The following is a 23113-nucleotide window of genomic DNA, read 5'->3' as shown; positions in this document are numbered from 1 at the left end:
TGTGAAGGGTGTTGCGTCCATGGGGACCGAGGAGAAGACCGCCGCGAGCGGCGGAGGCGCGCCGCAGCGCACCGAGGACAAACTGCGCTACTACCTCAAGCGCGTCACCGCCGACCTGGGCGAGACCCGGCGCCGGCTGGAGGAGATGGAGGCCGTCGCGGGCGAGCCGATCGCCGTCGTCGGCATGGCCTGCCGCTTCCCGGGCGGCGTCGGCAGCCCCGAGGAGCTGTGGCGGCTGGTCGACGAGGGACGGGACGCCGTCGAGCCGTTCCCCGCCGACCGCGGCTGGGACCTCGACGCGCTCTACCACCCGGACCCCGACCACCCGGGCACCTGCTACGCCCGCGAGGGCGGCTTCCTGCGCGGCGCCGACCGCTTCGACGCCGGGTTCTTCGGCATCGGCCCGCGCGAGGCGCTGGCCATGGACCCGCAGCAGCGGCTGCTGCTGGAGACCTCGTGGGAGGCGCTGGAACGGGCCGGGATCGACCCGGAGACGCTGCGCGGCAGCCGCGCCGGAGTCTTCGTCGGCACCGGCCACCAGGAGTACGGCGCCCTCCTCCAGCGCGCCACCGAGAACTTCGAGGGCTACCTGCTCTCCGGCAGCGCGGCCAGCGTCCTCTCCGGCCGGCTGTCGTACGTCCTCGGCCTGGAGGGCCCCGCCGTCACCGTCGACACCGCCTGCTCCTCGTCGCTGGTGACCCTGCACCTGGCCTGCCAGTCGCTGCGGCGCGGCGAGTCCACGGTGGCGCTGGCCGGCGGCGCGGCGGTCATGGCGTCGCCGGGCATGTTCGTCGAGTTCAGCCGGCAACGGGGGATGGCCCCCGACGGCCGGTGCAAGGCGTTCGCCGCCTCGGCCGACGGCACCGGCTGGGGCGAGGGCGTCGGCATGCTCGTCCTCGAACGGCTCTCCGACGCGCGCCGCAACGGGCATCCGGTGCTCGCCGTCGTCCGCGGGTCCGCCGTCAACCAGGACGGCGCCTCCAACGGGCTCACCGCGCCCAACGGCCCGTCCCAGCAGCGGGTCATCTGGCAGGCGCTCGCCGACGCCCGGCTCTCCGCCCGCGACGTGGACGCCGTCGAGGCGCACGGGACGGGCACCCGGCTCGGCGACCCCATCGAGGCGCAGGCGCTCCTGGCCACGTACGGGCAGGACCGTCCTGCCGAACAGCCGCTGCTGCTCGGCTCGTTGAAGTCCAACATCGGCCACACGCAGGCCGCGGCGGGCGTCGCCGGCGTCATCAAGACCGTGCTGGCGCTGCGACACGGCGTCCTCCCGCGCACCCTGCACGTCGACGAGCCGACCCCGCACGTCGACTGGTCGGCCGGCGCCGTCGAGCTGCTCACCGAGCGGCGGGAGTGGCCGGACACCGGCCGCCCCCGGCGGGCCGGCGTATCCTCCTTCGGCGTCAGCGGCACCAACGCCCACGTCATCCTCGAACAGGCGCCGGAGGAGGAGCCGGCCACGCCCGCCGAGGTCGTGGAGGTGCTGCCCTGGCCGCTGTCCGCCAAGAGCGCGGGCGCCCTGCGCGCCCAGGCCGAACGCCTCGCCACGCACCTCGACTCCCGGCCGGACGCCGACCCGGCGGCCGTCGGCTGGACGCTCGCCACCGGGCGGACCGCCTTCGCCCAGCGGGCCGTCGTCGTCGGCGGACCCGGCGAACTCGGCGCAGGCGTACGGGAACTGGCGGCCTCCGGTGCCGCGCCCGGCCTGGTCACCGGCGAGGCCGCCGCCACCCACGACGGCGCGGTCTTCGTCTTCCCCGGCCAGGGCTCCCAGTGGGCCGGCATGGCCGTCGGCCTCCTCGACACCAGCACGGTCTTCCGGGAGAGCGCCGAGGCGTGCGAGCGGGCCCTGAAACCGTACGTGGACTGGTCGTTGACCGACGTCCTGCGCGGCACGCCCGGCGCCCCCGGGCTGGAGCGCGTCGACGTCGTCCAGCCGGTGCTGTGGGCCGTGATGGTGTCGCTCGCGGCGCTGTGGCGGTCGATGGGCGTGGAGCCCGTCGGCGTCGTCGGGCACTCGCAGGGCGAGATCGCCGCCGCCTGCGTCGCGGGCGGCCTGTCGCTGGAGGACGGCGCCCGGGTGGCCGCGCTGCGCTCCCGGGCCATCGGCGAGATCCTGTCCGGCAGCGGCGGCATGGTGGCCGTCACCCTCGGCGCGGACGCCGTCGCCGGACTGCTGGACGGCCTCGGCGACCGGGCGTCCGTCGCCGCCGTCAACGGGCCGCAGTCCACCGTCGTGTCCGGTGAACCCGCCGCCCTGGAGGAGCTGCTGGCCCGCTGCGAGGCGCGGGAGATCCGCGCCCGGCGCGTTCCCGTCGACTACGCCTCCCACTCCGCCCAGGTGGAGCGCGTCCGCGAGCGCGTCCTCGCCGACCTGGCCGGCATCCGGCCGCGCACCGGGACCGTCCCCTTCCACTCCACGCTCACCGGCGGGACGGTCGACACCGCCGGGCTGGACGCCGACTACTGGTACCGCAACCTCCGCGAGACCGTCCGCTTCGCGCCCGTCGTCCGCGACCTGCTCGCCCAGGGCGAGGGCGCGTTCGTCGAGTGCAGCCCGCACCCCGTCCTCACCGTCGGCATCGAGGAGGCCGCGCAGGACGCGGACATGCCCGCCGTCGCCGTCGGCTCGCTCCGCCGCGACGAGGGCGACTGGCGCCGCTTCCTCACCTCCGTGGCCGAGGCGCACACCCGCGGCCTCGCCGTGGACTGGGCCCCGGCCTTCCCGCCCGCCACCCGCCGCCTCGCCGACCTGCCCACCTACGCCTTCCAGCGGCGCGGCTACTGGGTCGAGACCCGACCCGGCGACCGGGACCCGCTGGAGGAGCGGTTCTGGACGGCCGTCGCCGACGAGGACCACGACGGGCTCGCGGCCCTCCTCGAACTGGCCGACCCCGACGAACTCGCCCGGCTGGACGCCCTGTTGCCGACCCTGTCGGCCTGGTGGTCCCGGCGCGCCGAACGCGCTCCCCGGGTACGGGAAGAGGAGGAGCCCGACACGGCCGCGTCCGCGCTGCGCCGGCGGCTGGAGGGACTGCCCGAGGCCGAACGGGTCCGGGTGCTGGTCGACTTGGTGGCCGCGCACGCCGTCGCCGTGCTCGGGCAGGAGGTACGGGTCGAGCCCGGAAGGCCGTTCAACGAGATCGGCTTCGTGTCGCTCACCGCCGTGGAGCTCCGCAACCGGCTGCGCGCGGCGACGGGCCTGCCGCTCCCGGCGACGGTGGTCTTCGACCACCCGACCCCGGAGGCGCTGAGCCGCCGGATCCTCGCCGAACTCCTCGGCGAGGACGCGCGGGACGTCCCGCCCGCCGCCCTGACCACGGCGCCCGACGACGATCCGATCGCCGTCGTCGGCATGGCCTGCCGCTTCCCGGGCGGCGTCGCCGGCCCCGAGGACCTCTGGCGTCTGGTGGCCGACGGGCGCGACGCGATCACCCCGTTCCCCGAGAACCGGGGCTGGGACCTGGAAGCCGTCTACGATCCCGACCCCGCCCACCCCGGCACCACCTACACCCGCGAGGGCGGCTTCATCGAGGACGCCGACCGGTTCGACGCCGCGCTGTTCGGCATCAGCCCCCGCGAGGCGCTGGCCATGGACCCGCAGCAGCGGCTGCTGCTGGAGACCGCCTGGGAGGCGTTCGAACGCGCCGGCATCGACCCGACGTCACTGCGCGGCAGCCGCACCGGCGTGTTCACCGGCTCCAGCGGCCAGGACTACACCGCGCTGGCCGCCGGCGCGGCGGAGGGCCTGGAGGGGTACGTCCTCACGGGCAACGCCGCCAGTGTCATCTCCGGCCGCCTCGCCTACGCGTTCGGCCTGGAAGGCCCGGCCGTCACGGTGGACACCGCCTGCTCCTCCTCCCTGGTGGCCCTGCACCTGGCCTGCCAGTCGCTGCGTTCGGGCGAGTCGACGCTCGCCCTCGCGGGCGGGGTGACCGTGCTGTCCACGCCGCAGGCGTTCGTCGGGTTCTCCCGGCAGCGCGGGCTGGCGCCGGACGGGCGCTGCAAGGCGTTCTCGGCCGCCGCCGACGGCACGGCCTGGGGCGAGGGCGCCGGACTGCTCCTCGTCGAGCGGCTGTCCGACGCGCGCCGCAACGGCCACCCCGTCCTCGCCCTGGTCCGGGGCACCGCCACCAACCAGGACGGCGCCAGCAACGGCCTCGCCGCCCCCAACGGCCCGTCCCAGCAGCGCGTCATCACCCAGGCCCTGGCCAACGCCGGACTGTCCCCGGCGGACGTGGACGCCGTCGACGCCCACGGCACCGGCACCCCGCTCGGCGACCCCATCGAGGCCCAGGCGCTGATCGCCGCCTACGGCAAGGACCGCCCCGCCGGCCGTCCGCTGTGGCTGGGCTCGGTGAAGTCCAACATCGGCCACACGGCCGCCGCGGCGGGCCTGGCCGGCGTCATCAAGATGATCAAGGCCATGGAACACGGCGTCCTGCCCCGGACCCTGCACGCCGACGAACCCACCCCGCACGTCGACTGGTCGTCCGGCGCGGTGTCCCTGCTGACGGAGCAACGGGACTGGCCGGAGCCCGGCCGCCCGCGCCGGGCGGCGGTCTCGTCGTTCGGCATCAGCGGCACCAACGCGCACGTCATCCTGGAACAGGGGGCGGGGGAGGCCCTTCCCGAGCCCGCGCGGGACGCGGTCGCGCCGGCGGTGGGGGAGACGGCGTCCGGGGAGGACGGCCTTGTGCTCGCGGACGGCGGTTCGGTGCCGGCCGAGGACGTGTCGGCCCCCGTGGGGGACGTACCGGCACCGGCGGTGGGTGAGGCGCGGCCCGCAGAGCGCGGGCCGGCGTCCGCGGCGGGCGCGCGGGTATCCGTGGAGGACGGTTCGCCGTCGGCCCAGGGCGGGTCCGTCCGGGACGTGTCCGCGCCGGTGGTGTCCGAGTCGGCACCGGCCGACGGCGGCGCGTCCGCACACGCGGCCTCCGCTCCCGCGCGGAGTGAAGCGGCGGACGCCGGAGCCCCCGGGAGCACGCCCGCGCTCGTCCCCTGTGTCCTCTCCGCCCGGGGCGAGCAGGCCCTGCGCGCCCAGGCCGAGCGGCTGCGCGCCCACGTCGCCGAGCGGCCCGGTCTGACGCCGCTGGACGTCGGCTACTCCCTCGCCACCACGCGCGGAGCGCTGGAGCACCGGGCCGCCGTCCTCGCGGCCGACCGCGACGGCCTGCTCGCCGGGCTGGCCGCGCTGGCCGGCGGCACACCGGCGCCGCACGTCGTCCGCGACGTCGCCGCCGGCGGCCGGACGGCCTTCCTCTTCCCCGGGCAGGGCAGCCAGCGCCCGGGCGCCGGCCGCGCGCTGTACGCGGCGTTCCCGGCCTACGCGGAGGCGCTGGACGAGGTCTGCGGCCACCTGGACGCGCACCTCGAACACCCGCTCAGGGACGTGCTGTTCGCCGAGGAGGGGACGCCCGCCGCCGCGCTGCTCGACGACACCGCGTACACCCAGCCCGCCCTGTTCGCGACGGGCGTCGCGCTCGCCCGCCTGCTGGAGGGCTGGGACGTCGTCCCGGACCGGCTCGGCGGGCACTCGATCGGCGAGCTGACCGCCGCCCACGTGGCGGGCGTGCTCTCCCTGGAGGACGCCTGTGCCCTGGTCGCCGCCCGCGGCCGGCTGATGGCGGCCTCCTCACCCGACGGGATCATGGTCGCCGTCGAGGCCGCCGAGGACGAGGTGGCCGCCGCCCTGGCCGATGACGACCGGGTGGGGATCGCGGCCGTCAACGGCCCCCGCGCGACGGTGATGTCCGGCCCGTGCGAGGCCGTCGAACGGGTGGCCGATCTCCTCGCCGCCCGGGGCCGCCGCACCAAGCGGCTGCGCGTGACGCGCGGTTTCCACTCGCCGCTGATGGACGAGGTGCTGGACGCCTTCCGGTCCGTCGCGGCCGGGCTCGACTACCGCGCCCCTCGCGTCACCCTGGTGTCCAACGTGACCGGAGAGATCCTGGAGGCGGAGGAGGTGTGCACCCCGGACTACTGGGTGCGGCACATCCGCCGCCCGGTGCGCTTCCACGACGGCGTCCGGCGGCTGGCCGCCGACGGCGTGACGACGTTCCTCGAACTCGGCCCGGGCGGTGTCCTCTCGGCGCTGGTCCGGGACGCGCTGGCGGACGCGGACGGGGACGGGCGCGGCGCCGCCGCCGTACCGCTGCTCCGGCGCGGGCAGGACGAGGAGACGAGCCTGATCACCGCCCTCGCCCGGGCCCGGACACGCGGCGCGGCGGGCCCCGGCTGGGCACGCTTCCACGCCGAACGCGGCGCCCGGCGCGTCGCGTTGCCCACCTACGCCTTCCAACGGCGGCGCTACTGGCCCGACGTCGTCGCCCCCGCCATGCCGGGAACCCCCGTCACCGGCGGCCCGGCTCCGGCGGCCGCCGAACCCGTCACCGAAGGACCGTCGCTGCGCGACCGCCTCCTGCCGCTCTCCGGCGGCGAACGGGAGCGCCTCGTGACCGAGTTGGCGGCGACGCACATCGCCGCCGTGCTCGGCCACCCCACGACGGAGGCCGTGGAGGCGAGCGTCGGCCTGCCCGAGCTGGGCTTCGACTCGCTCGCCGCCGCCGAGCTCCGCACCGCCCTCCAGGCGGCCACCGGCCTCACCCTGTCCACCTCGCTGGTCTTCGACCACCCCACCCTCAAGGCGCTCGCCGCCCACCTGCTGGCCGCCCTGGAGGCCACCGCCGAGGAGGAGGCGGACGGCGGCACCCTCGCCGCGCTCGCCCTGCGGGCCGGGGAACTCGGCGAGTTCGCCGCCTTCCAGGAACTGCTGCGGACCGCCTCCCGCTACCGTCCGGTCTTCGGCGCGGGCGAGCGCCCGGCGGTGAGCCCGGAGCCCGTCCGGCTCTCCCGGGGCCCGGCAGGCACCCGCCTGCTCTGCTTCCCGTCGTTCGCCGGCCGCTCCGGGGCCCACCAGTACGCCCGGCTCGCCGCGGCGGCCCACGACACGGCCGAGCTGTGGGCCCTGCCCGCCCCCGGCTTCACCCCGGGCGAGGCCCTCCCCGACAGCCTGGAGGCGCTCGCCCGCCACCACGCCGAGGACGTCCGGCGCTGCGCCCCCGACGGCCCGTTCGCCCTCCTCGGGCACTCCGCGGGCGGCTGGATCGCCCACGCCGTCGCCGCCCGGCTGGAAGCGCTCGGCACCCCGGCCGACGCCGTCGTCCTGCTCGACAGCTACGTCCCCGGCAGCCCGGCGCTGTCCGCGATCCAGGAGGAGATCGGCCGGCGGCTGCGCGCCGGCGGCGGCTCCCTCGGCCCCGGCGACGACCGCTGGGACGACACCTGCCTGACCGCCATGGGCGGCTACGACCGGCTGTTCACCGGCTGGCGGCCGGAGCCGCTGGCCGCCACCCCGGTCGTCCACCTGCGGGCGGCCGAACCGCTGGCCGCGTTCGCGGACGTCCCGGACCTCTCGGACCCGTCGGACCTCCCGGGCTCCCCGGGCGTCGGCTGGCGGGCCGCCTGGCCCGCGGCGGACACCACCGGCGAGGTGCCCGGCGACCACTTCGGCCTGGCCGGAGAGCACGCCCCGGGCACCCTGCGCACCGTCCTGGACCGGCTCGCGGGCCGGGACGGCGAGGGGCAGGACGGTACCGGAGACGGCACGGGACCGGACGGCACCGGCCCGGGCGCCGCCACCGAGCCACCCCACCGCCGCTGAGCCACCGCCCGCCGCCCACCGGCCCCACGCACCCCACCACCACCGAACCATCCATCCGCAAAAACCCGGACAACAGCGAAGGACACCGCACCCATGAGCATCGATCAGGTCCGCCGGCCGGAACCCGTGGACCAGGACGTCCTCGACGGCCAGTCCGCCTACCACCGCCGCGCGCTCACCTTCTACGACCTGGTCGTCTTCCGCGGCAGCGCGCCCCTGTTCTGGCGCTGCTCGCCGCGCAACTTCCACCGGATGTACGCCACCTGCGCCGGTGCGAAGCACCTGGAGGTCGGGGTCGGCACGGGCTACCTGCTCGACCACTGCCCGTTCCCCACCGCCGACCCGGACATCACCCTCGTCGACCTCAACGCCACCGCCCTCGCATTCACCGCCCGCCGCCTGAAGCGCTACCGCGTCACCCAGGTCCAGGGCAACGCCCTCGAACCGCTGCCCGTGCCCGACGCCTCGTACGACTCGGTCGCCCTCAGCTTCCTGCTGCACTGCATCCCCGGCAGCCTGCGCGAGAAGGGCGTGGCCCTCCGCCACGCGGCGCGGGCCGTGAAGCCCGGCGGGTACGTCTTCGGCAGCACGGTCCTCTCCCAGGGCGTCCCGGTCACCCGTGCCGGCCGCTCGCTGATGGACAAGCTGAACGCCAAGGGGGTCTTCCACAACCAGGAGGACAGCCTGGAGGATCTGCGGGACCAGCTCACCCAGCACTTCACCGACCACGACCTCGTCGTGCGCGGCAGCGTCGGCCTCTGGCGCGCCCGCACGGCCGGCTGAGCGCGGGGGAGACCGTCATGGCACACCGCTGGTACCCCATCCTGGAGGCGGGGGACTCCTTTCTCGCCTCGGCGCCCATGCGCCACACCCGCACCGTCGACCTGCCCTTCCCGCCCGAGGAGACCTGGGCGGTGCTGACCGGCGACGAGGCGTCGAGCTGGACCCGGGGCATGGAGAAGCTGACCTGGACCTCCGAACGGCCCTTCGGCGTCGGCACCACCCGCGAGATCCACATGAGCGGGAACTTCGTCCTGAAGGAGCGCTTCTACCGCTGGGACGACGGCAAACGCAAGACCTTCACCGGGACCGCGGCCTCCCGCCCGATCTTCCGGCGGCTGGTCGAGGACTACGTGGTCGAACCCACCCCGCACGGCTCCCGGCTGCGCTGGCTGTGGGCCGCCGAACTGCGCGCCCCCTGGGACCTCCCGCTCGTCCGGCACGGGCTCGACCGGTTCCTGTTCGCGCCGACGGGCCGCTCGCACATCGACGGACTGCGCGCGTACATGACCACCCGACGCTGACCGGGACCGCCGGAGCCCGCCAGGGGGGCTCCGGCGCCCATCGCACGACGACCGAACACCGAAGACACCGAACGACCGGAAACGAGGGCTGGGCAACCATGTGCGGTATCGCAGGCTGGATCTCCTTCCAGCGCGACCTGGAGGGCGAAGGGCCCGTGCTGCGGGCCATGAACGACACGATGGTCTGCCGCGGCCCGGACGCCGAGGGCAGCTGGCTGTCGCGGCACGCCGCGCTCGGCCACCGCCGGCTGTCCGTCATCGACCTGGAGGGCGGCGTCCAGCCCATGGTCGCCGAGACGGACGACGGCCCGGTCGTCCTCACCTACAGCGGCGAGGCGTACAACTACACCGAGCTCCGCGCCGAACTCCGGCGGCGCGGCCACGAGTTCCGCACCGCGAGCGACACCGAGGTGGTCCTCCGCGGCTACCTGGAGTGGGGCCCCGGCGTCGCCGACCGGCTCAACGGCATGTACGCGCTGGGCATTTGGGACAGCCGCAGCGAACGGCTCGTGCTGCTCCGCGACCGGCTCGGCATCAAGCCCCTCCACTACCACCTCACCAAGGACGGCGTGGTCTTCGGCTCCGAGGCCAAGACCGTGCTGGCCCACCCGCTCGTCGAACCGGTCGTCGACACCGACGGCTTCCGCGAGCTCTTCGGCTTCGTCAAGACCCCGGGCCGGTCGGTCTGGTCGAACCTGCGCGAGGTGCGCCCCGGCACCGTCGTCACCGTCGACCGCGGCGGCGTCCGGGAGCACGTCTACTGGACGCTGGAGGCGAAGGAGCACGCGGACGACACGGAGACCACCGTCCGCCGGATCCGCGAACTGCTGGACGACACCGTCGCCCGCCAGCTCGTCGCCGACGTCCCGCAGTGCGTCCTGCTCTCCGGTGGCCTCGACTCCAGCGCGCTCACCGCCCTGGCCGGCCGCCACCTCGCCGGCCAGGGCAAGCAGGCCCGCACCTTCACCGTGGACTTCGTGCAGAGCGAGGGCTTCGTCGCCGACGACCTCCACGACACCCAGGACGCCCCCTTCGCCCGGGACGTCGTCCGCCACGTCGGCACCGTCCACCAGGACATCCGCCTCGACCACCAGCAGCTCGCCGACCCCGCCGTACGCCGGGCCGTCGTCACCGCGCGCGACCTGCCGTTCGGCTTCGGCGAGGCCGACAACTCCCTCTACCTGCTGTTCAAGGCGATCCGCGAGCACTCCACCGTCGCCCTCTCCGGCGAGTCCGCCGACGAGGTCTTCGGCGGCTACCCGTGGTTCCACATCCCGGCCGTCCAGGAGCAACCCATGTTCCCCTGGGTCACGGCCTCCTCCCTCGACCCCTCCGGCCACCCCACCAAGCTCATCGACCCCGAGCTGCTGCTGCGCACCCTGGACGTGCCCGGCTACTGGGCCCAGCGGTACGCCGACTCCGTGGCCGCCGTCCCCGAGGTGCCGGGGGAGGGCGCGCACGAGCGCCGCATGCGCGAGTTCTGCCACGTGCACCTGACGAGCCTGCTGCCCATGCTGCTGGACCGCAAGGACCGCATGAGCATGGCCGTCGGCCTGGAGGTCCGCGTCCCCTTCTGCGACCACCGGATCGTCGAATACGTCTACAACACGCCGTGGGCCATGAAGACCCACGACGGGCGCGAGAAGAGCCTGCTCCGGGCCGCCACCGCCGACGTCCTGCCGCGCTCCGTCGTCGAACGCGTCAAGGCGCTGTACCCCCGGACGCAGGAACTGCGGTACGTCTCCGCCCTCCAGGCGCAGGTCTCCGAGCTGCTGGCCGCCGACCACCAGGCCGTCGGCTTCTTCGACGGCGCCGCCCTCCGGGAGGCCGCCCACGGCGCGCCCGAGGCGGTCCGCCGCGACGCGCGCGACGCCTTCGAGCGCGTCCTCGACCTGGCCGTCTGGCTGGACGTCCGCCGCCCGGTCGTCAAGCTCACCTGAGCACCGCCCCACCCGCCGCCAACCCCTAAGGAATCCCCGTGAAGGACGCACCCGTCAAGGTCAACAACGCGGTCTACGACCGCCCGGACTCCTGGTGGCGCGACGACCGCCCGTTCGCCACCCTCCAGGAGTTCACCCCCGCCCGCTTCGCCTACTTCCACGACGTCCTCACCCGTCGGCTGCGGATGGACCTCGACGGGCTGAACGTCCTCGACATCGGCTGCGGCGGCGGCCTGCTCGCCGAGGAGTTCACCCGGGCCGGCTGTCGCGTCACCGGCATCGACCCGTCCCAGCCGTCCCTGGACGCCGCGGCCGCACACGCGAAGGAACAGGGCCTGGACATCACCTACCGGCAGGGCACGGCCGAGGAACTGCCGTTCCCCGACGGAAGTTTCGACCTCGTCTACTGCTGCGACACCCTGGAGCACGTCACCGACGTCGACCGCGCGGTCGCCGAGGCGTCCCGGGTGCTGCGGCCCGGCGGCCACTACCTCTACGACACCATCAACCGGACCTTCGCCTCCTGGCTGGTCATGGTGAAGATGGCGCAGGACTGGCCGTCCGTCAGCTGGGCCGAGAAGGACCTGCACGTCTGGCGGCAGTTCATCAAGCCCGACGAGCTCTACCGGGTCTTCGGCCGGCACGGCCTGCGCAACAAGGGCCAGGTCGGCTTCTCCTCCAGCCGCGGCCGGCTGGAGGTGCTGCGGCTGCTCCGCCGCCGGGCGCGCGGCCACATCTCGTACGGCGAACTCGGCCGCGAGTTCCGGCTCGGCACCAGCACCGACATCTCCGTCATCTACGCCGGGTACGCCCGCAAGGCCGGGGGGAGCACGGATGCCGGCCTGTGACCCCGGCGGGGACGCCGCCGACGTCCGGGTGCCGGTCCTGGTCGTGGGCGGCGGCCCGGCCGGCCTCGCCGCGTCCCTCGCCCTCTCCCGGTACGGCGTCCGCCACCTCCTCGTCAACAAGCACCGCGGCACCGCGCACACGCCCCGCGCCCACCTGCTCAACCAGCGCACCGGCGAGATCTTCCGCGACCTCGGCGTCGAGCGGCGGGTCCTGGACCGGGCCACCCCGCCCGAACTCCTCGCCAACCACGTGTTCATGTCCACCTTCACCGGCCCCGAGGTCGCCCGGCTCGACGCGTACGGCAACGGACCGGACCGGATCGGGGACTACCGGGCGGCCAGCCCCGCCCTGATGTGCAACCTGCCGCAGCACCTGCTGGAACCGGTCCTCGTCGAGGCGGTCGAGGAGGCCGGCGTCGGCGAGCTCCGGTTCGGGCAGGAGTTCCTGTCCCTGGCGCAGGACGAGAAGGGCGTCACCGCGCTCGTCCGCGACCGGGGGACCGGCCGCGAGTACACCGTCCGCGCCGACTACCTCGTCGGCGCGGACGGCGCCCGCAGCCGCGTCCTGCGCCGGCTCGGCCTCGGCCTCACCGGCGCGCAGTCCGTCGCCCGGGCCGTGTCCGTCTGGTTCGAGGCCGACCTGAGCCGCTACGCCGCCCACCGGCCCGGCATCCTCTACGTCGGCGCCGTCCCCGGCCGTCCCCCGACCGACGGCCGGGTCTTCGTCAGCGTCCGCCCCTGGGACGAGTGGGTCTTCCTCACCTTCCCGCACCCCGACACGCCCCTCGACCCCGAGGACCACGAGGCGGTCCGGGCGCGGATCCTGGAGAGCATCGGCGACGACTCCGTCAGCGTCCGGATCAAGGACGTCTCGCCCTGGGACGTCAACGGCACGGTCGCCGAACGGTACGGGTCCGGGCGGGTGTTCTGCGTCGGCGACGCCGTCCACCAGGGGCCGCCCACCAACGGACTCGGCCTCAACTCGGCGGTCGCCGACTCGTTCAACCTCTGCTGGAAGCTCAAACTCGTCCTCGACGGGCCGGCCGGACCCGAGCTGCTGGACACGTACCACAGCGAACGGCACCCGGTCGGACAGCAGGTCGTCGACCGCGCCTTCCGCAGCATGGCCGACCTGCTGGCCGTCCCCGAGGCGCTGGGCTTCGCCGAGGGGCAGAGCGCGGACGAACAGCGGCGCATCCTGGAGTCGCTGCACGACGACACGGAGGAGTCCCGGGCCCGCGCGACGGCCCTGACCGCCGCCACCCGCCGGATGAACTACCAGGTCAACGCGCACGGCGTCGAACTCGGCTACCGCTACCGGGACGGCGCCACCGTCCCGGACACCCCCGAACCGGACGCCGACCGCGACCCCGAGCTCTACTACCGGCCCACCACCTGGCCCGGCGCCCACCTCCCGCACGCCTGGCTGGAGGACGGCCGGCGCGCCCTCTCCACCCTCGACGTGGTGGGGCGCGGCTCGTTCGTCCTGCTCACGGGCCCCGGCGGCACCGGCTGGCACGCCGCCGCCCGCGAGACCGCCCGCCGCACCGGCGTCCAGGTGACCGTCCGCTCCATCGGCACCCCCGACGACCTGCGCGACCCGTACGGCCAGTGGGCGCGGGCCAGGGAGGTCGGCCCGGACGGCTGCGTCCTGGTCCGCCCGGACGCGCATGTCGCCTGGCGGGCCGCCGACAGCGGCCGGGCTGGGGAGCTGCCCGGGGTCATGGCACGGCTGCTCCGCATCGCGGGAGTGGAGGCGACCGCCGAAAGCTGACGCCCCGGCCGGAGCGGTGCGCACCCCGCGGCGCACCGCTCTCTGACATAAAAACCGGCATGGTTGCCTGTTTTTCCTTCCGGTCGCCGATGCTGGGGCCTCCGCGGGTCGTCCGCGGGCACGGGACACAAGGAGGACAGCCATGCCGGTGACCGGTGGGATCGACGTACGGGGAACGGTCGCGCAAGGTTACGAGGAGGTCCGGGACGAGTTCGCCGCCGTCCTGGCCCGCGAACCCGACGGGCTCGACGCCCAGTTGGCCGTCCACCGGCGGGGACACCGTGTCGTCGACCTGTGGGGCGGGCCGGAGGCGTCGGGGGACTCACTGTTCGGCCTGTACTCCTCGGCCAAGGGCGCGGCCCACCTGATCGTCGCCATGCTGGTGCAGGACGGTGTCCTGGACCTCGACCGCACGGTCGCCCACTACTGGCCCGAATTCGCCGCCGGCGGCAAGGGGTCCGTCACCCTGCGCCAGCTCCTCGCCCACCAGGCCGGGGTCGTCGGCGTGGACGGTGGCCTCACTCTCGCCGAACTGGCCGACGACCGGTTGCTCGCCGCGCGGCTGGCGGCCCAGGAACCGTACTGGACGCCCGGTACGGCCTACGGCTACCACGGCTTTGTGATCGGCGCGCTCACCGGCGAGGTGGTGCGCCGGGTCACCGGACGGTCGATCCAGGAGCTCTACGAAGAGTGGGTGCGCGTCCCGTTCGGGCTGGACTTCCACTTGGGCCTGCCCGAAGCCCTGGAGCCGCGCTACCTGCCGGTCCAGCCGGTGCGCCGCACCCCGGACCAGCACGAGGCGCCGGCACCCGCGCCCGGGAGCGTCGTCGCCGTCGCGTTCAACCTCGACGCCGATCCTCCGACGGACCTGGTGGACTTCGCCAACTCCCGCGCCGTGCGGGCGCTGGGCCCGGCCTCCACCGGTGGCGTGGGCTCGGCCCGCGGACTGGCGGCGATGTACGCGGCGGCCATCGGCGTCCTGGACGGCCGTCCGCCGCTCCTGCGGCCGGACACCGTCGCCGAGTTCGCCCGGTTGCACACGCCCGGCGTCGACCTGGTGACGGGGGAACGCGATCACTTCGGGCTCGGCTTCGAGGCGCAGGGCCGCCGGTACCCGTTCCTCGGGCCGGACGCCTTCGGGCACAGCGGCGCCGTGGGCGCCCAGTCCTTCGCCGACCCCGGCAGCGGCATCGCGTACGCCTACACCCGTCGGCGCTTCGCCTTCGGGGGCGGTGGAGGGGCGCCGGAGAACCACCGGCTCGGGGCGAGCGTCCTGCGGGCCGCGGCCGCGACGGACTGAATCCCGCTCCCGGTCGGGTGCGCGGACGGCCGGGCCGGTCAGGACGCCGCCCGGTTGTCCCACGCCCACGCCGCGATCCCGACCCGGTTGCGGACGCCGAGCTTGCGCTGGACGTGGGCGAGGTGTGTCTTCACCGTGCCGGGGGAGATGAAGAGTTCGGCGCCGATCTCGGCGTTCGTCAGGCCCTTGGCCACGAACCGGGCGATCTCCGCCTCCCGTTCGGTCAGCGCCTCGGCGGGCGGCTCCGCGCGCGGCGGCTCGGGCGCCCGCAGCTGCCGCAGCAGACGGACCGTCACCGACGGGCTGACCATGGCGTCCCCGGCCATCGCCGCCCGGACCGCCTCCACCAGCAGCGTCGGGCTCGACCGCTTGAGCAGGAAGCCGCACGCCCCGTTGCGGAGCGCGGTGTGCACGTACTCGTCGAGGTCGAACGTCGTCACCACGACCACCCGCAGCGGGTCAGGCACGTCCGGGCCCGCCAGCAGCCGGGTGACCTCCAGCCCGTCCAGGCGCGGCATCCGGATGTCCGCCAGGACGACGTCCGGCCGCAGCCTGCCGGCCAGTTCGACGGTCTGCCGCCCGTCCTCGGCCTCACCGACGACCTCCATGTCCGGCTGCGAATCGAGGATCAGCCGGAAGCCGATGCGGACCGCTTCCTGGTCGTCGGCGAGGAGTATGCGGATGCTCATGATCGTCACCGTAGCGGCCCTCCGCCGGGAGGCATACCCCGGGCCGGGCGGCGGGCGCCCGGAGTCTGCCGATCGGCAGATGTGCCGGACCGGCTCCGGACGGAAGGCTGGTCACCGCACCGGCGGACAGGACCGCCGGTCGGCGACGAGGAGACAGACCGCCATGAGCGCACAGGTGACCACCGAGGAACCGGTCCGGGAGGGCGTCACCCCGCCGTCCCCGGGGGCGCCCCGGGACCGGTGGCGGTCCCGGTGGCCGGTCTGGTCCGGCTGTCTGGCGGCCCTGTGGTCCCTGCTGTACGGCGCCGCGGGCCTCTACTGGGCGGCGGGCGGCGCCGGTTACCCCTTCGCCAAGGTGGCGGACGACCGCTCGTCGGCCTCCCTGCTGGAACCCAGCCGGGCGGAGATCGTCGGACCGGTGATCGCGGCGGTGGGCGCGGCGGGCGTCGTCGCGGGCGTCCTGATGGCCCGGGGTGTGGGCAAGGGCCGGGCCCGGACCTGGCTGCTGGCCTACGGATGGATCTCGGCCTGCGCGATGGCCTTCGCCGTCCCCGACTACTCCCTCCTCGGACTGCTGGTCTTCGCGCCGCTGCTCGTGGTGTTCGCCTTCACCGGGGTGCCCGGCCCGCAGGACGGGGTCGGTGACGTCCTCTACTGGCACCGCGGCAACCTGATCATCATCTTCGTCGGGGGTCTGCTGTGGGCCGCCGCCACCCTCGCCTACCAGTGGCGCACCGCGAACCGCTGCACGGCCTGCGGCCGGGCCCCGCACGGCGCCGCCCGCTGGACGACACCAGAGGCCGCCCGGCGCTGGGGCCGCTGGGCGGTGTACATCGCGGCCCTGTCCTCCATCCCCTACGACTTCACCCGCCTGGCCTGGTACTTCGGCTGGCCCCTCGGCATCACCCGGCCGTTCCTCGAGGACATGCAAAACACCCCCGGCATGCTGGAGATCGGCCTCGGCCTCGGCCTCCTCTCCACCGCCGGCGGCTTCCTCACCCACGGCCTCATCAGCCGCTGGGGCGAGGTCTGGCCCCGCTGGGTGTGGTGGAAGGCCGGCAAGCGCATCCACCCCCTCACCGCCGTCGTCCCCGCCACCACCGTGGCCCTCGTCCTCGTGCCCGGCGGCCTCATGAACGCCCGCCACGTCACCGCCGAAATGTGGGGCGCCAACGGTCCCGGCATCCTCTGGACGGTCTGGGGTTTGGCCCTCGGCGCCGCCACCCTCGCCTACCACCTCCGCCGCCGCGGGGCGTGCGCCCGCTGCGGACGCGCCTGAACGAGCGCCGACCGGAAGGCGACGACACGCAGCGAGCGGCTCCCCTGGTGGGAGCCGCCCTCGCGTGTCGCGCGTACACACGCGGCGGGCGCTCGGGGCGACGCGGCCCGGCCTGGAAGGGGGACGGGAGCGTCCATCGGCGCGGCGCGGCTGCGCGTGCGCCTGGCGCGTCGCTCCGGGGCGGTGGCCGTACGAGGGCGTGGGGCCCGGCCCGGCGGGCGACGGCGCCGGGGAGGGACGGGGGCGGGCGCGGCCCCGCGCTCGGCCGCGCCCGCGCGGGCGCCCGGCGCATCACCCCGGGCCGCCGGACGTACGGGGTGCGGGGCCCGGCCCCGCGAGAAAACGGTCAACGGGGATGCCCCCTGGGGGAGGGGCCGGGGCACCCCCCACACCACACCCCCTTCACCACCGCAACGGAAACTCCGCCCGCACCTCCCACCCCGCACCCTCACCGCAGCCCCCCGCCGTCAACACCCCACCCAACGCCTCCACCCGCTCGGCAAGCCCCGCCAGCCCCAACCCGCTCCGCCGCTCGCCGGCCGACGGCCGGCCCGCGCGTGCCCCGGCCGCCCCGCGCCCGGAGTCCGTGACCGAAACGGACAACGACGCCCCCGCCAGGCCGTCCTCGCGGGACCCGGCGGACTCGCGGGACCCGCCGCCCCCGCAGGACAGGACGACCCGCACCCGCTCCGCCCCGGGAGCGTGCCGCCGCACATTGGTCAGCGCCTCGACGACGACGCGGTGCGCGGTCGCCGCGACCTCGCGCGGCACGTCCGCCCGCCGCTCGGGCGGCAGTTCGTCCGCCAGCCGCACATCCGCCGTGCCGGACGCCCGGAACCGCTCCACGACCCCCGGCACGTCGTCCAGCCCGTACGCCGCCGCCCGGGCGCCGGCGTCGTCGGCCACCGGCGCGTCCGGCCCGGAGCCGGCGGCGGAGAGCCGCCCGTCCCCGTCACGCAGCATGTGCACCGTACGGTCCATGGCCCCCAGCGCCCGCACCCCCGCCTCCTCGATCTGCCGCAGCAGCGGCGGCACCTGCTCGGGCCGCGCCCCGTGGACGACCTGCGCGGCCTGCGCGAGGGCGACGATGCCGGAGACGTCGTGGGCGACGAAGTCGTGCAGGTCGGCGGCGAGTTCGAGCCGCTGGGCCCGGCGGGCCTCCCGTACGCTGCGCGCCCGCCGCTCCCCGGCCGTGTACAGGCCGTTGCCGAGCGCGCCGGCGGCCAGCGGCCCGGCCGACAGGAAGACGGACTGCCCGGCGGCCTCCAGCGCCCCGTCGTAGGCGTCCGCCCGCAGCAGCAGCGTGGCCACGGCCACTCCCAGCACCAGCCAGAGCGCGGCCGACCGCCGGAGCGGAAGCGCCCGGGTGACCAGGAGGACGAGCCAGGTGCCGGACGCGTACTCGACGAGGGCCAGCTTGATCGCGGGGGACCCTTCGGTGGTCGCGCCGGGACCGGCGAACACGGTGCCGAGCCCGCACACCGCCGCCACGGCCACCGCCGTCAGGGCGAGCCGGCGCGCGTCGCGGGGCCACCAGCCCGTCGCCGCCAGGGTGAGCAGGGCCGACACCGTCATCGTGCCGACCGCCATCCCCCCGGCGCCGGGCAGCGCCGCGGCCCCCGCCGCCACCACTCCCACCCCTGCGGTGCCGCAACCGGCCCTGACGACGGCCCGGCGGCCGGGCCGCCGCTTCCCTGTAGGCTCCATCCGCGGGAGTCTAGGCAGACCATGATCAGTTGTCGCCGGGAAAGTCGCCGGAAAGCGGACGGAAAGCGGACGGTAAAGCGCGCGGGACCGGACAACCCCGAAAGCGCAGCGTGACGTATCGATCACCCGCAGAGGTCCCGGCCCCCCGGCGCGGCGGCCGCGCTTGGGGAGACACCGGCCCGCACGTGTAGTTTTTGTACTACGGCCGCACCGGTCACCCCGGAGCATGCGGCACGTACTCGTCATCAAGCGCGTGCTGCCGCCCCCGGCGCCGCCATGCCGATACGAAGGACGCCCCACCCATGCCCTACGTGCGCCACTGGTTGCGCAATTCCGTCCTGTTGTTCGCGGCAGCGATCGTGCTCGGCATGACCGCCGCGCACACCTCGCTGATCCAGCCGCACGACCTGGACCTGGACCGGACCATCCAGACGAACACCCGCACCGGCTGGCTGAACGACGTGATGGAAGGCGTGAGCTACCTCGCCTCGCCCGTCGCGGGCGTGATCATCCTCGCGCTCTGGACCGGCTGGCTGCTGATCGCCCAGCGGCGGCCGATCCAGGCCGTCGCCACGTTCCTCGTGGTGGCGGTCGGCTGGAACAGCACCCAGATCGCCAAGGCCCTTGTCGCCCGCGACCGGCCGCCGCGGCAGTTCTCCCTCGACCCGGAGATCGGCTCCAACAGCTTCCCCAGCGGCCACACGGCCTTCACCGTCGCGGTGGCCGTCGCCGTGTACTTCCTCTTCCGCGAGTCCCGCCACCGCCGCACCGTCGCGGTCTGCGGCGTCCTCGCGGTGCTGCTGGTCGCCTTCTCGCGCATGTACATCGGCGCCCACTACCCGACCGACACCTTCGGGTCGGTCCTCGTCGCCGGTTCCGCGATCTTCTTCGTCACCGGCATCTGGCACGTCTGGATCCTCCCGCGGGTGGACCGGCTGCCGTTGCTCGGCCGCTTCGGCCTGGAGCAGGAGCGCGCCGAGATGGAGGCCCGCGAGGCCGGCCACGCCGCCGTACCGGGCCCGGGCGGCCCCCGCCGCCCCGGCCGCCACCGCAGGCACGCCGCGCGCTGAGCGACGTAGTGGATCGCGACCACGATCTCCCGGCGGGGGCGCTTCTCCGTGCGCCCGCCGGCGGGCGTCGCTCCGGCGCGGCCGGCTCGGCGCCGAGCCGATAGCGGGTCGTGCTCGTTCGTTTCAACGGCGGCCGGCCCTTCTCCGCGGCCTGGTCACGCAGTGCGGCCAGGCCGTCGCGGACCTGATGCGGGGGAGAGGCCGGTCGGGCCGGCCCCGAACGGGGAACCGGATCGTGTCCGTGCACCGGCTTCGGATGAAGTCCCCGCGCGCGGGTGAAGCCGACCCGATCACCGCCGAGCGCGGCGACGGTGAAGTCCCCGCGACGCGCGCGAATCGCTCGGCAGTTCCCTCAGAACCTCCAGGCCGGGCTGACGGAGTGCGCGGCCGAGCCGGGAAGGTGCTCGTGCCGAGGGGGCAACGGGCCGGGGAGCAGCCGGCGACCGGCGCGACCGGACCGCGGCGGAGCGCCGTACCCGCTGCCCCCCGCTCGCGCCTCGCGGCGCCGAGGAACCCCATGTCCTCGCCCCACCCGACCGGGCCCCGGCAGACACCGGACGCTCTGTCCCGAACCCGACGGAACCGGGCTCGTCATCCCCGAGCGCCGCTCGCGGCGGGGATCACGGCGGTCCGCAGGGGGTGACGCCGAGGGCCGGGGGCCCCGGGATCCGGTGGATGCCGGGGGTTTGACCGCACCCCGGAACCGGGGGCTGTCCCCATTCCTGACGGACGGCGGCCGCCCGTACCGTCAACCCATGGCACCTCAGCATGAGTTGAACGCATTGCACGAGTTGGGCGACGGCGGTGGCAGGCGGGGCCGGACCGGGCCGTGCACCTATGTACTCGTCCACGGCACACACAGCGCGGGAGCGTACTGGCTGCCCGTCGCGCAGGAGTTGACCCTGCGCGGCCACCGCGTCGTCGCCGTCGATCTCCCCCTGCACGGCTCGCAGGCCTTTGTGCCGGAGTCGTACCAGCGCCAGGACCTCGCCGCCATGGCCACCGAGCCCTCACCGGTCGCGGCGCTGAGCCTGGACGACTACGAGCGGCATGTCACGCGCGTCGTGCGCCGGGCGGCCGCACACAGCCCCGTCGTCCTGGTCGGCCACAGTCTGGGGGGCGCCACGGTCAGCCGCGTGAGCGACGCCGTGCCCGAAATGCTCCACCACATCTGCTACGTGGCGGCCTTCTGCCCCAGCCCCGCCCTGCCGAGCCCCGACGCCTGCACGGCGGCCCCGGAGAACGCGGACGCGCTCATCCCGCTCGGCCAGATCATTGGCGACCCCGACCGGCTCGGCGTCATGCGCCTCAACCCCCGGTCGCCGGACCCGGGTTACCTTGAGGCGCTGCGGGAGATGATGTGCGCGGGCTATCCGGACAACGTGTTCCGGCAGCGCCTGGGCAGCATGCAGACGGACGAGTCGACCACGGCCTACGCGGGCCGGGCCGTGGGCCGGACGGAGACCTGGGGGCGCCTGCCGCGCACCTATCTCCGCTTCGGCAAGGACCGGACGATCGCCACGAAGCTCCAGGACCGGATGATCGCGGAGGCGGATGCGCGCACGCCCCGCAACCGCTTCCATGTCCACGACTTCCCGGCCGCGCCCCACATCGGCCCGCTCGACCCCGCACCGGTGGTGGACGCGCTGGCGGCGCTCGCCCCGTAGGCGACGCCGGGGCGGGATCGCCCAGCCGCCGCGGCGCACCCGGGCCGCCTTGATCCGGGTCTCCGTCGACCGGTACCCGGGCGAGCCGGAACGGTCCAACGCGCACTACCGGCAGCACCCGCTGACGGCCCGCCGATACGGGCGCGATCCGATGAACCCGGCCGGCGCGCGTCGCGGCGCTGGTCGCCGAACGGGCCTGGGAACTCCCGACGGCCGGCGCGACCCCGCGCGAGCGGTGGACAGCGATCGCCCCCGCACTGGCCGACCACGTCGCGGCCGTCGGCTACGACGCCGCCTCCGGCCGACTCACCGTGCGACCGGACTCGGCGGCCTGGGCCACACAGACGCGCCTGGAGCAGACATCATCGAGGCCGCCAACACCTCGGCCGGCCGGGTCGCCGCCCGGTCGTCGGCCAGCACGACGGCGGCCGTGATGCGCTTGCCCACGGGTTCGCGGTGCATCGCGAAGCTCCGGCAGACCGCCATGACGATCTCCAGACCATGCTGACCGATCCGCCCCGCGTCCGGAGCCCCCACCGACGGAAGTCCCGGGTCGCTGTCCCACACGGTCACCTCGACGGCACCGTCGCCGAGCTCCAGCGACAGCAAGCACGGCCCCGGAGCGTATTTGCGCGCGTTGGTCACCAGCTCGCTCACCACCAGCAGCACCATGCCCATCGCCCGCTCGGACACCGGCAGCCCGTGCACCGCCTGCGCGTCCATCAGGAAGGAACGGGCCAGGTCACGGGCTTGACCGATCTCGGCGTCCGCCTCGAACGCGGCAGCCACCGCCGGCGCCGCGCCGGCCACCGCACGCCGACCCTCATCCTCTGCTGCCTGCCCCATACGGCCCTGTCCAAGTCCCCCGCACCACCGCTGACGAAAACCGGATACCCCCAGAAACCCCTCACAGACCCGTCAACGAGTGACGCGGAGACCCGTCGCACCCGGTGGTTCAGAATCAGCCGGCAAGATCCCCGACAACGTCAGGCCCGCAGCGCACCGCGGGCCGCGGACGCTCGCCCCCGGGGCGGGGCCATGAGAGACCGCCCACTGACCGTTGGGGCCTTAGGGCACGGTTTATGGGCCCAGGGGCCGCCGCCGCGAACGGCACCGGCCCGGCCCGCCGCCGCGAACGGCACCGGCCGGGCCCGCCGGACCGGTGCCGACACCATCGCGGCGCTGCGGCGCTTCCCCCTATAGGCCGTTCTACAGGCCGTTCCGAAGCCTGAGGGCGGGGGTTCTACCAGGGGCATTCCACTATCGTCTTGTTGTGGAACGTGGCGTTGCCGTCCGCGTAGGCACCGTACACGTAGCCGTACTGGTTCTGGACGCTGCCGTTGGTGTAGTGCTCCTGGAAGACGTGGTACCAGACGTTGCCCATGTTGTCGATGGTCTGGCCTCTCTTCCAGCAGTCCGCGGTGACGTATCCGTAGGGCGCGATGACGTCCGGGGCCGTCTTCCAGCTGACACTGGTGGGCTCCTCGTAGACCCCCACGTTGTGGTGCGCGGTCAGGTGGATGTCCGTGTACGGAACCGCTGCCGACGCGCTCGGCGCCATGGTGGCGCCAACGGCGAACAGAGCGCCGACCAGGGCGAGCGTGGCCGGAGTTCGCTTGACGCGGCGGCGGGTGGAACTCCCGGCGGTCCTCGTCATGTTCATGAGACAGTCCCTTCCCTCTCAGGTGTCCGTGGCCGGCCGCAGAGCTGCCGTCCTCCGTGGCCGGCAGGCCGCGTGGGCGGGAACTCGGCGGGCAGCGACGGGCTATGGTTGGGCGGCGCAGCGTGACCAGGTCACCTACCCCCTGTCGCGTCGCGCCGTGATGTGTACGCATCGTGTCGACTGCGCGCGCCCTCGGCCAGCTTTCG

At 74.8% G+C, this 23113-nt stretch carries 14 protein-coding genes and 3 pseudogenes; 13 read left to right on the top strand and 4 right to left on the bottom strand.

The window, feature by feature from the left end; all coding sequences use genetic code 11:
* Position 1: 1 nt before the first annotated feature.
* From J7W19_RS03235 to J7W19_RS03205, 9 genes and pseudogenes are all read left to right on the top strand, one after another.
* Positions 2 to 6214: pseudogene (locus J7W19_RS03235) on the top strand (type I polyketide synthase); the annotation flags it as partial.
* A gap of 126 nt (positions 6215 to 6340) precedes the next feature.
* Positions 6341 to 6655, top strand: a pseudogene (locus tag J7W19_RS33925) (acyl carrier protein); the annotation flags it as partial.
* Positions 6656 to 6829: 174 nt separating this feature from the next.
* Positions 6830 to 7666, top strand: coding sequence for an alpha/beta fold hydrolase (locus tag J7W19_RS33920; protein ID WP_459214091.1), 837 nt, complete (start codon positions 6830 to 6832; stop codon positions 7664 to 7666).
* Positions 7667 to 7759: 93 nt separating this feature from the next.
* A complete protein-coding gene (locus J7W19_RS03230) occupies positions 7760 to 8449 on the top strand; it encodes a class I SAM-dependent methyltransferase (protein ID WP_004951571.1) in 690 nt (229 codons plus the stop codon).
* Positions 8450 to 8466: 17 nt separating this feature from the next.
* Positions 8467 to 8970 carry an SRPBCC family protein gene (locus J7W19_RS03225; protein ID WP_004951575.1) on the top strand — a complete coding sequence of 168 codons (504 nt, stop codon included), beginning with the start codon at positions 8467 to 8469 and terminating at the stop codon, positions 8968 to 8970.
* Between the two features lie 98 nt (positions 8971 to 9068).
* Positions 9069 to 10910 carry an asparagine synthase (glutamine-hydrolyzing) gene (asnB, locus tag J7W19_RS03220; protein ID WP_004951578.1) on the top strand — a complete coding sequence of 614 codons (1842 nt, stop codon included), beginning with the start codon at positions 9069 to 9071 and terminating at the stop codon, positions 10908 to 10910.
* A gap of 38 nt (positions 10911 to 10948) precedes the next feature.
* Positions 10949 to 11758 carry a bifunctional 2-polyprenyl-6-hydroxyphenol methylase/3-demethylubiquinol 3-O-methyltransferase UbiG gene (ubiG, locus tag J7W19_RS03215; RefSeq protein WP_004951581.1) on the top strand — a complete coding sequence of 270 codons (810 nt, stop codon included), beginning with the start codon at positions 10949 to 10951 and terminating at the stop codon, positions 11756 to 11758.
* Positions 11745 to 13532 (top strand): FAD-dependent monooxygenase, encoded by a 1788-nt coding sequence (locus J7W19_RS03210; RefSeq protein WP_004951584.1) that lies wholly within the window; start codon positions 11745 to 11747, stop codon positions 13530 to 13532. The genes ubiG and J7W19_RS03210 overlap by 14 nt, the downstream gene beginning before the upstream one ends.
* Positions 13533 to 13674: 142 nt before the next feature.
* Positions 13675 to 14832 (top strand): EstA family serine hydrolase, encoded by a 1158-nt coding sequence (locus J7W19_RS03205; protein WP_004951587.1) that lies wholly within the window; start codon positions 13675 to 13677, stop codon positions 14830 to 14832.
* Between the two features lie 38 nt (positions 14833 to 14870).
* On the opposite strand, the gene J7W19_RS03200 is transcribed toward J7W19_RS03205, so the two are convergent.
* Positions 14871 to 15521 carry a response regulator gene (locus tag J7W19_RS03200; RefSeq protein ID WP_040891834.1) on the bottom strand — a complete coding sequence of 217 codons (651 nt, stop codon included), beginning with the start codon at positions 15519 to 15521 and terminating at the stop codon, positions 14871 to 14873.
* A gap of 163 nt (positions 15522 to 15684) precedes the next feature.
* Between J7W19_RS03200 and J7W19_RS03195 the strand changes: the two genes are divergently transcribed.
* Positions 15685 to 16800: a hypothetical protein gene (locus J7W19_RS03195; RefSeq protein WP_004951590.1), complete on the top strand. Its 1116-nt coding sequence runs from the start codon at positions 15685 to 15687 to the stop codon at positions 16798 to 16800.
* Between the two features lie 402 nt (positions 16801 to 17202).
* On the opposite strand, the gene J7W19_RS03190 is transcribed toward J7W19_RS03195, so the two are convergent.
* Entirely contained in the window at positions 17203 to 18507 is a 1305-nt protein-coding gene (locus tag J7W19_RS03190; RefSeq protein WP_158688843.1) for a sensor histidine kinase, read from the bottom strand.
* A 302-nt stretch (positions 18508 to 18809) separates the two neighbouring features.
* On the opposite strand from J7W19_RS03190, the gene J7W19_RS03185 reads away from it, so the two are divergent.
* The 3 genes and pseudogenes from J7W19_RS03185 to J7W19_RS32675 all read left to right on the top strand — a co-directional run.
* Positions 18810 to 19577: a phosphatase PAP2 family protein gene (locus tag J7W19_RS03185; RefSeq protein ID WP_004956382.1), complete on the top strand. Its 768-nt coding sequence runs from the start codon at positions 18810 to 18812 to the stop codon at positions 19575 to 19577.
* Positions 19578 to 20332: 755 nt separating this feature from the next.
* Positions 20333 to 21244 carry an alpha/beta hydrolase gene (locus J7W19_RS03180; RefSeq protein WP_078587901.1) on the top strand — a complete coding sequence of 304 codons (912 nt, stop codon included), beginning with the start codon at positions 20333 to 20335 and terminating at the stop codon, positions 21242 to 21244.
* Between the two features lie 179 nt (positions 21245 to 21423).
* Positions 21424 to 21546, top strand: a pseudogene (locus J7W19_RS32675) (DUF721 domain-containing protein); the annotation flags it as partial.
* Positions 21547 to 21550: 4 nt separating this feature from the next.
* On the opposite strand, the gene J7W19_RS03170 reads toward J7W19_RS32675, so the two are convergent.
* Both J7W19_RS03170 and J7W19_RS03165 read right to left on the bottom strand, forming a co-directional pair.
* Entirely contained in the window at positions 21551 to 22090 is a 540-nt protein-coding gene (locus tag J7W19_RS03170; protein WP_233478059.1) for an ATP-binding protein, read from the bottom strand.
* 397 nt (positions 22091 to 22487) lie between these two features.
* Positions 22488 to 22907: a hypothetical protein gene (locus J7W19_RS03165; protein WP_004942641.1), complete on the bottom strand. Its 420-nt coding sequence runs from the start codon at positions 22905 to 22907 to the stop codon at positions 22488 to 22490.
* Positions 22908 to 23113 lie beyond the last annotated feature (206 nt).

Origin of the sequence: Streptomyces mobaraensis NBRC 13819 = DSM 40847, assembly GCF_017916255.1 — a bacterium.
In the GTDB taxonomy this organism is placed as follows: domain Bacteria; phylum Actinomycetota; class Actinomycetes; order Streptomycetales; family Streptomycetaceae; genus Streptomyces; species Streptomyces mobaraensis.
This window is presented reverse-complemented; position numbering and strand designations above follow the sequence as displayed.

Coding starts and splice junctions, on each gene's coding strand:
- J7W19_RS03230 (WP_004951571.1), top strand. CDS start 7,760: ATGAGCATCGATCAGGTCCGCCGGCCGGAACCCGTGGACCAGGACGTC.
- J7W19_RS03225 (WP_004951575.1), top strand. CDS start 8,467: ATGGCACACCGCTGGTACCCCATCCTGGAGGCGGGGGACTCCTTTCTC.
- asnB (WP_004951578.1), top strand. CDS start 9,069: ATGTGCGGTATCGCAGGCTGGATCTCCTTCCAGCGCGACCTGGAGGGC.
- J7W19_RS03210 (WP_004951584.1), top strand. CDS start 11,745: ATGCCGGCCTGTGACCCCGGCGGGGACGCCGCCGACGTCCGGGTGCCG.
- J7W19_RS03205 (WP_004951587.1), top strand. CDS start 13,675: ATGCCGGTGACCGGTGGGATCGACGTACGGGGAACGGTCGCGCAAGGT.
- J7W19_RS03200 (WP_040891834.1), bottom strand. CDS start 15,521: ATGAGCATCCGCATACTCCTCGCCGACGACCAGGAAGCGGTCCGCATC.
- J7W19_RS03195 (WP_004951590.1), top strand. CDS start 15,685: ATGAGCGCACAGGTGACCACCGAGGAACCGGTCCGGGAGGGCGTCACC.
- J7W19_RS03190 (WP_158688843.1), bottom strand. CDS start 18,507: ATGGAGCCTACAGGGAAGCGGCGGCCCGGCCGCCGGGCCGTCGTCAGG.
- J7W19_RS03185 (WP_004956382.1), top strand. CDS start 18,810: ATGCCCTACGTGCGCCACTGGTTGCGCAATTCCGTCCTGTTGTTCGCG.
- J7W19_RS03180 (WP_078587901.1), top strand. CDS start 20,333: ATGGCACCTCAGCATGAGTTGAACGCATTGCACGAGTTGGGCGACGGC.
- J7W19_RS03170 (WP_233478059.1), bottom strand. CDS start 22,090: ATGGGGCAGGCAGCAGAGGATGAGGGTCGGCGTGCGGTGGCCGGCGCG.
- J7W19_RS03165 (WP_004942641.1), bottom strand. CDS start 22,907: ATGAACATGACGAGGACCGCCGGGAGTTCCACCCGCCGCCGCGTCAAG.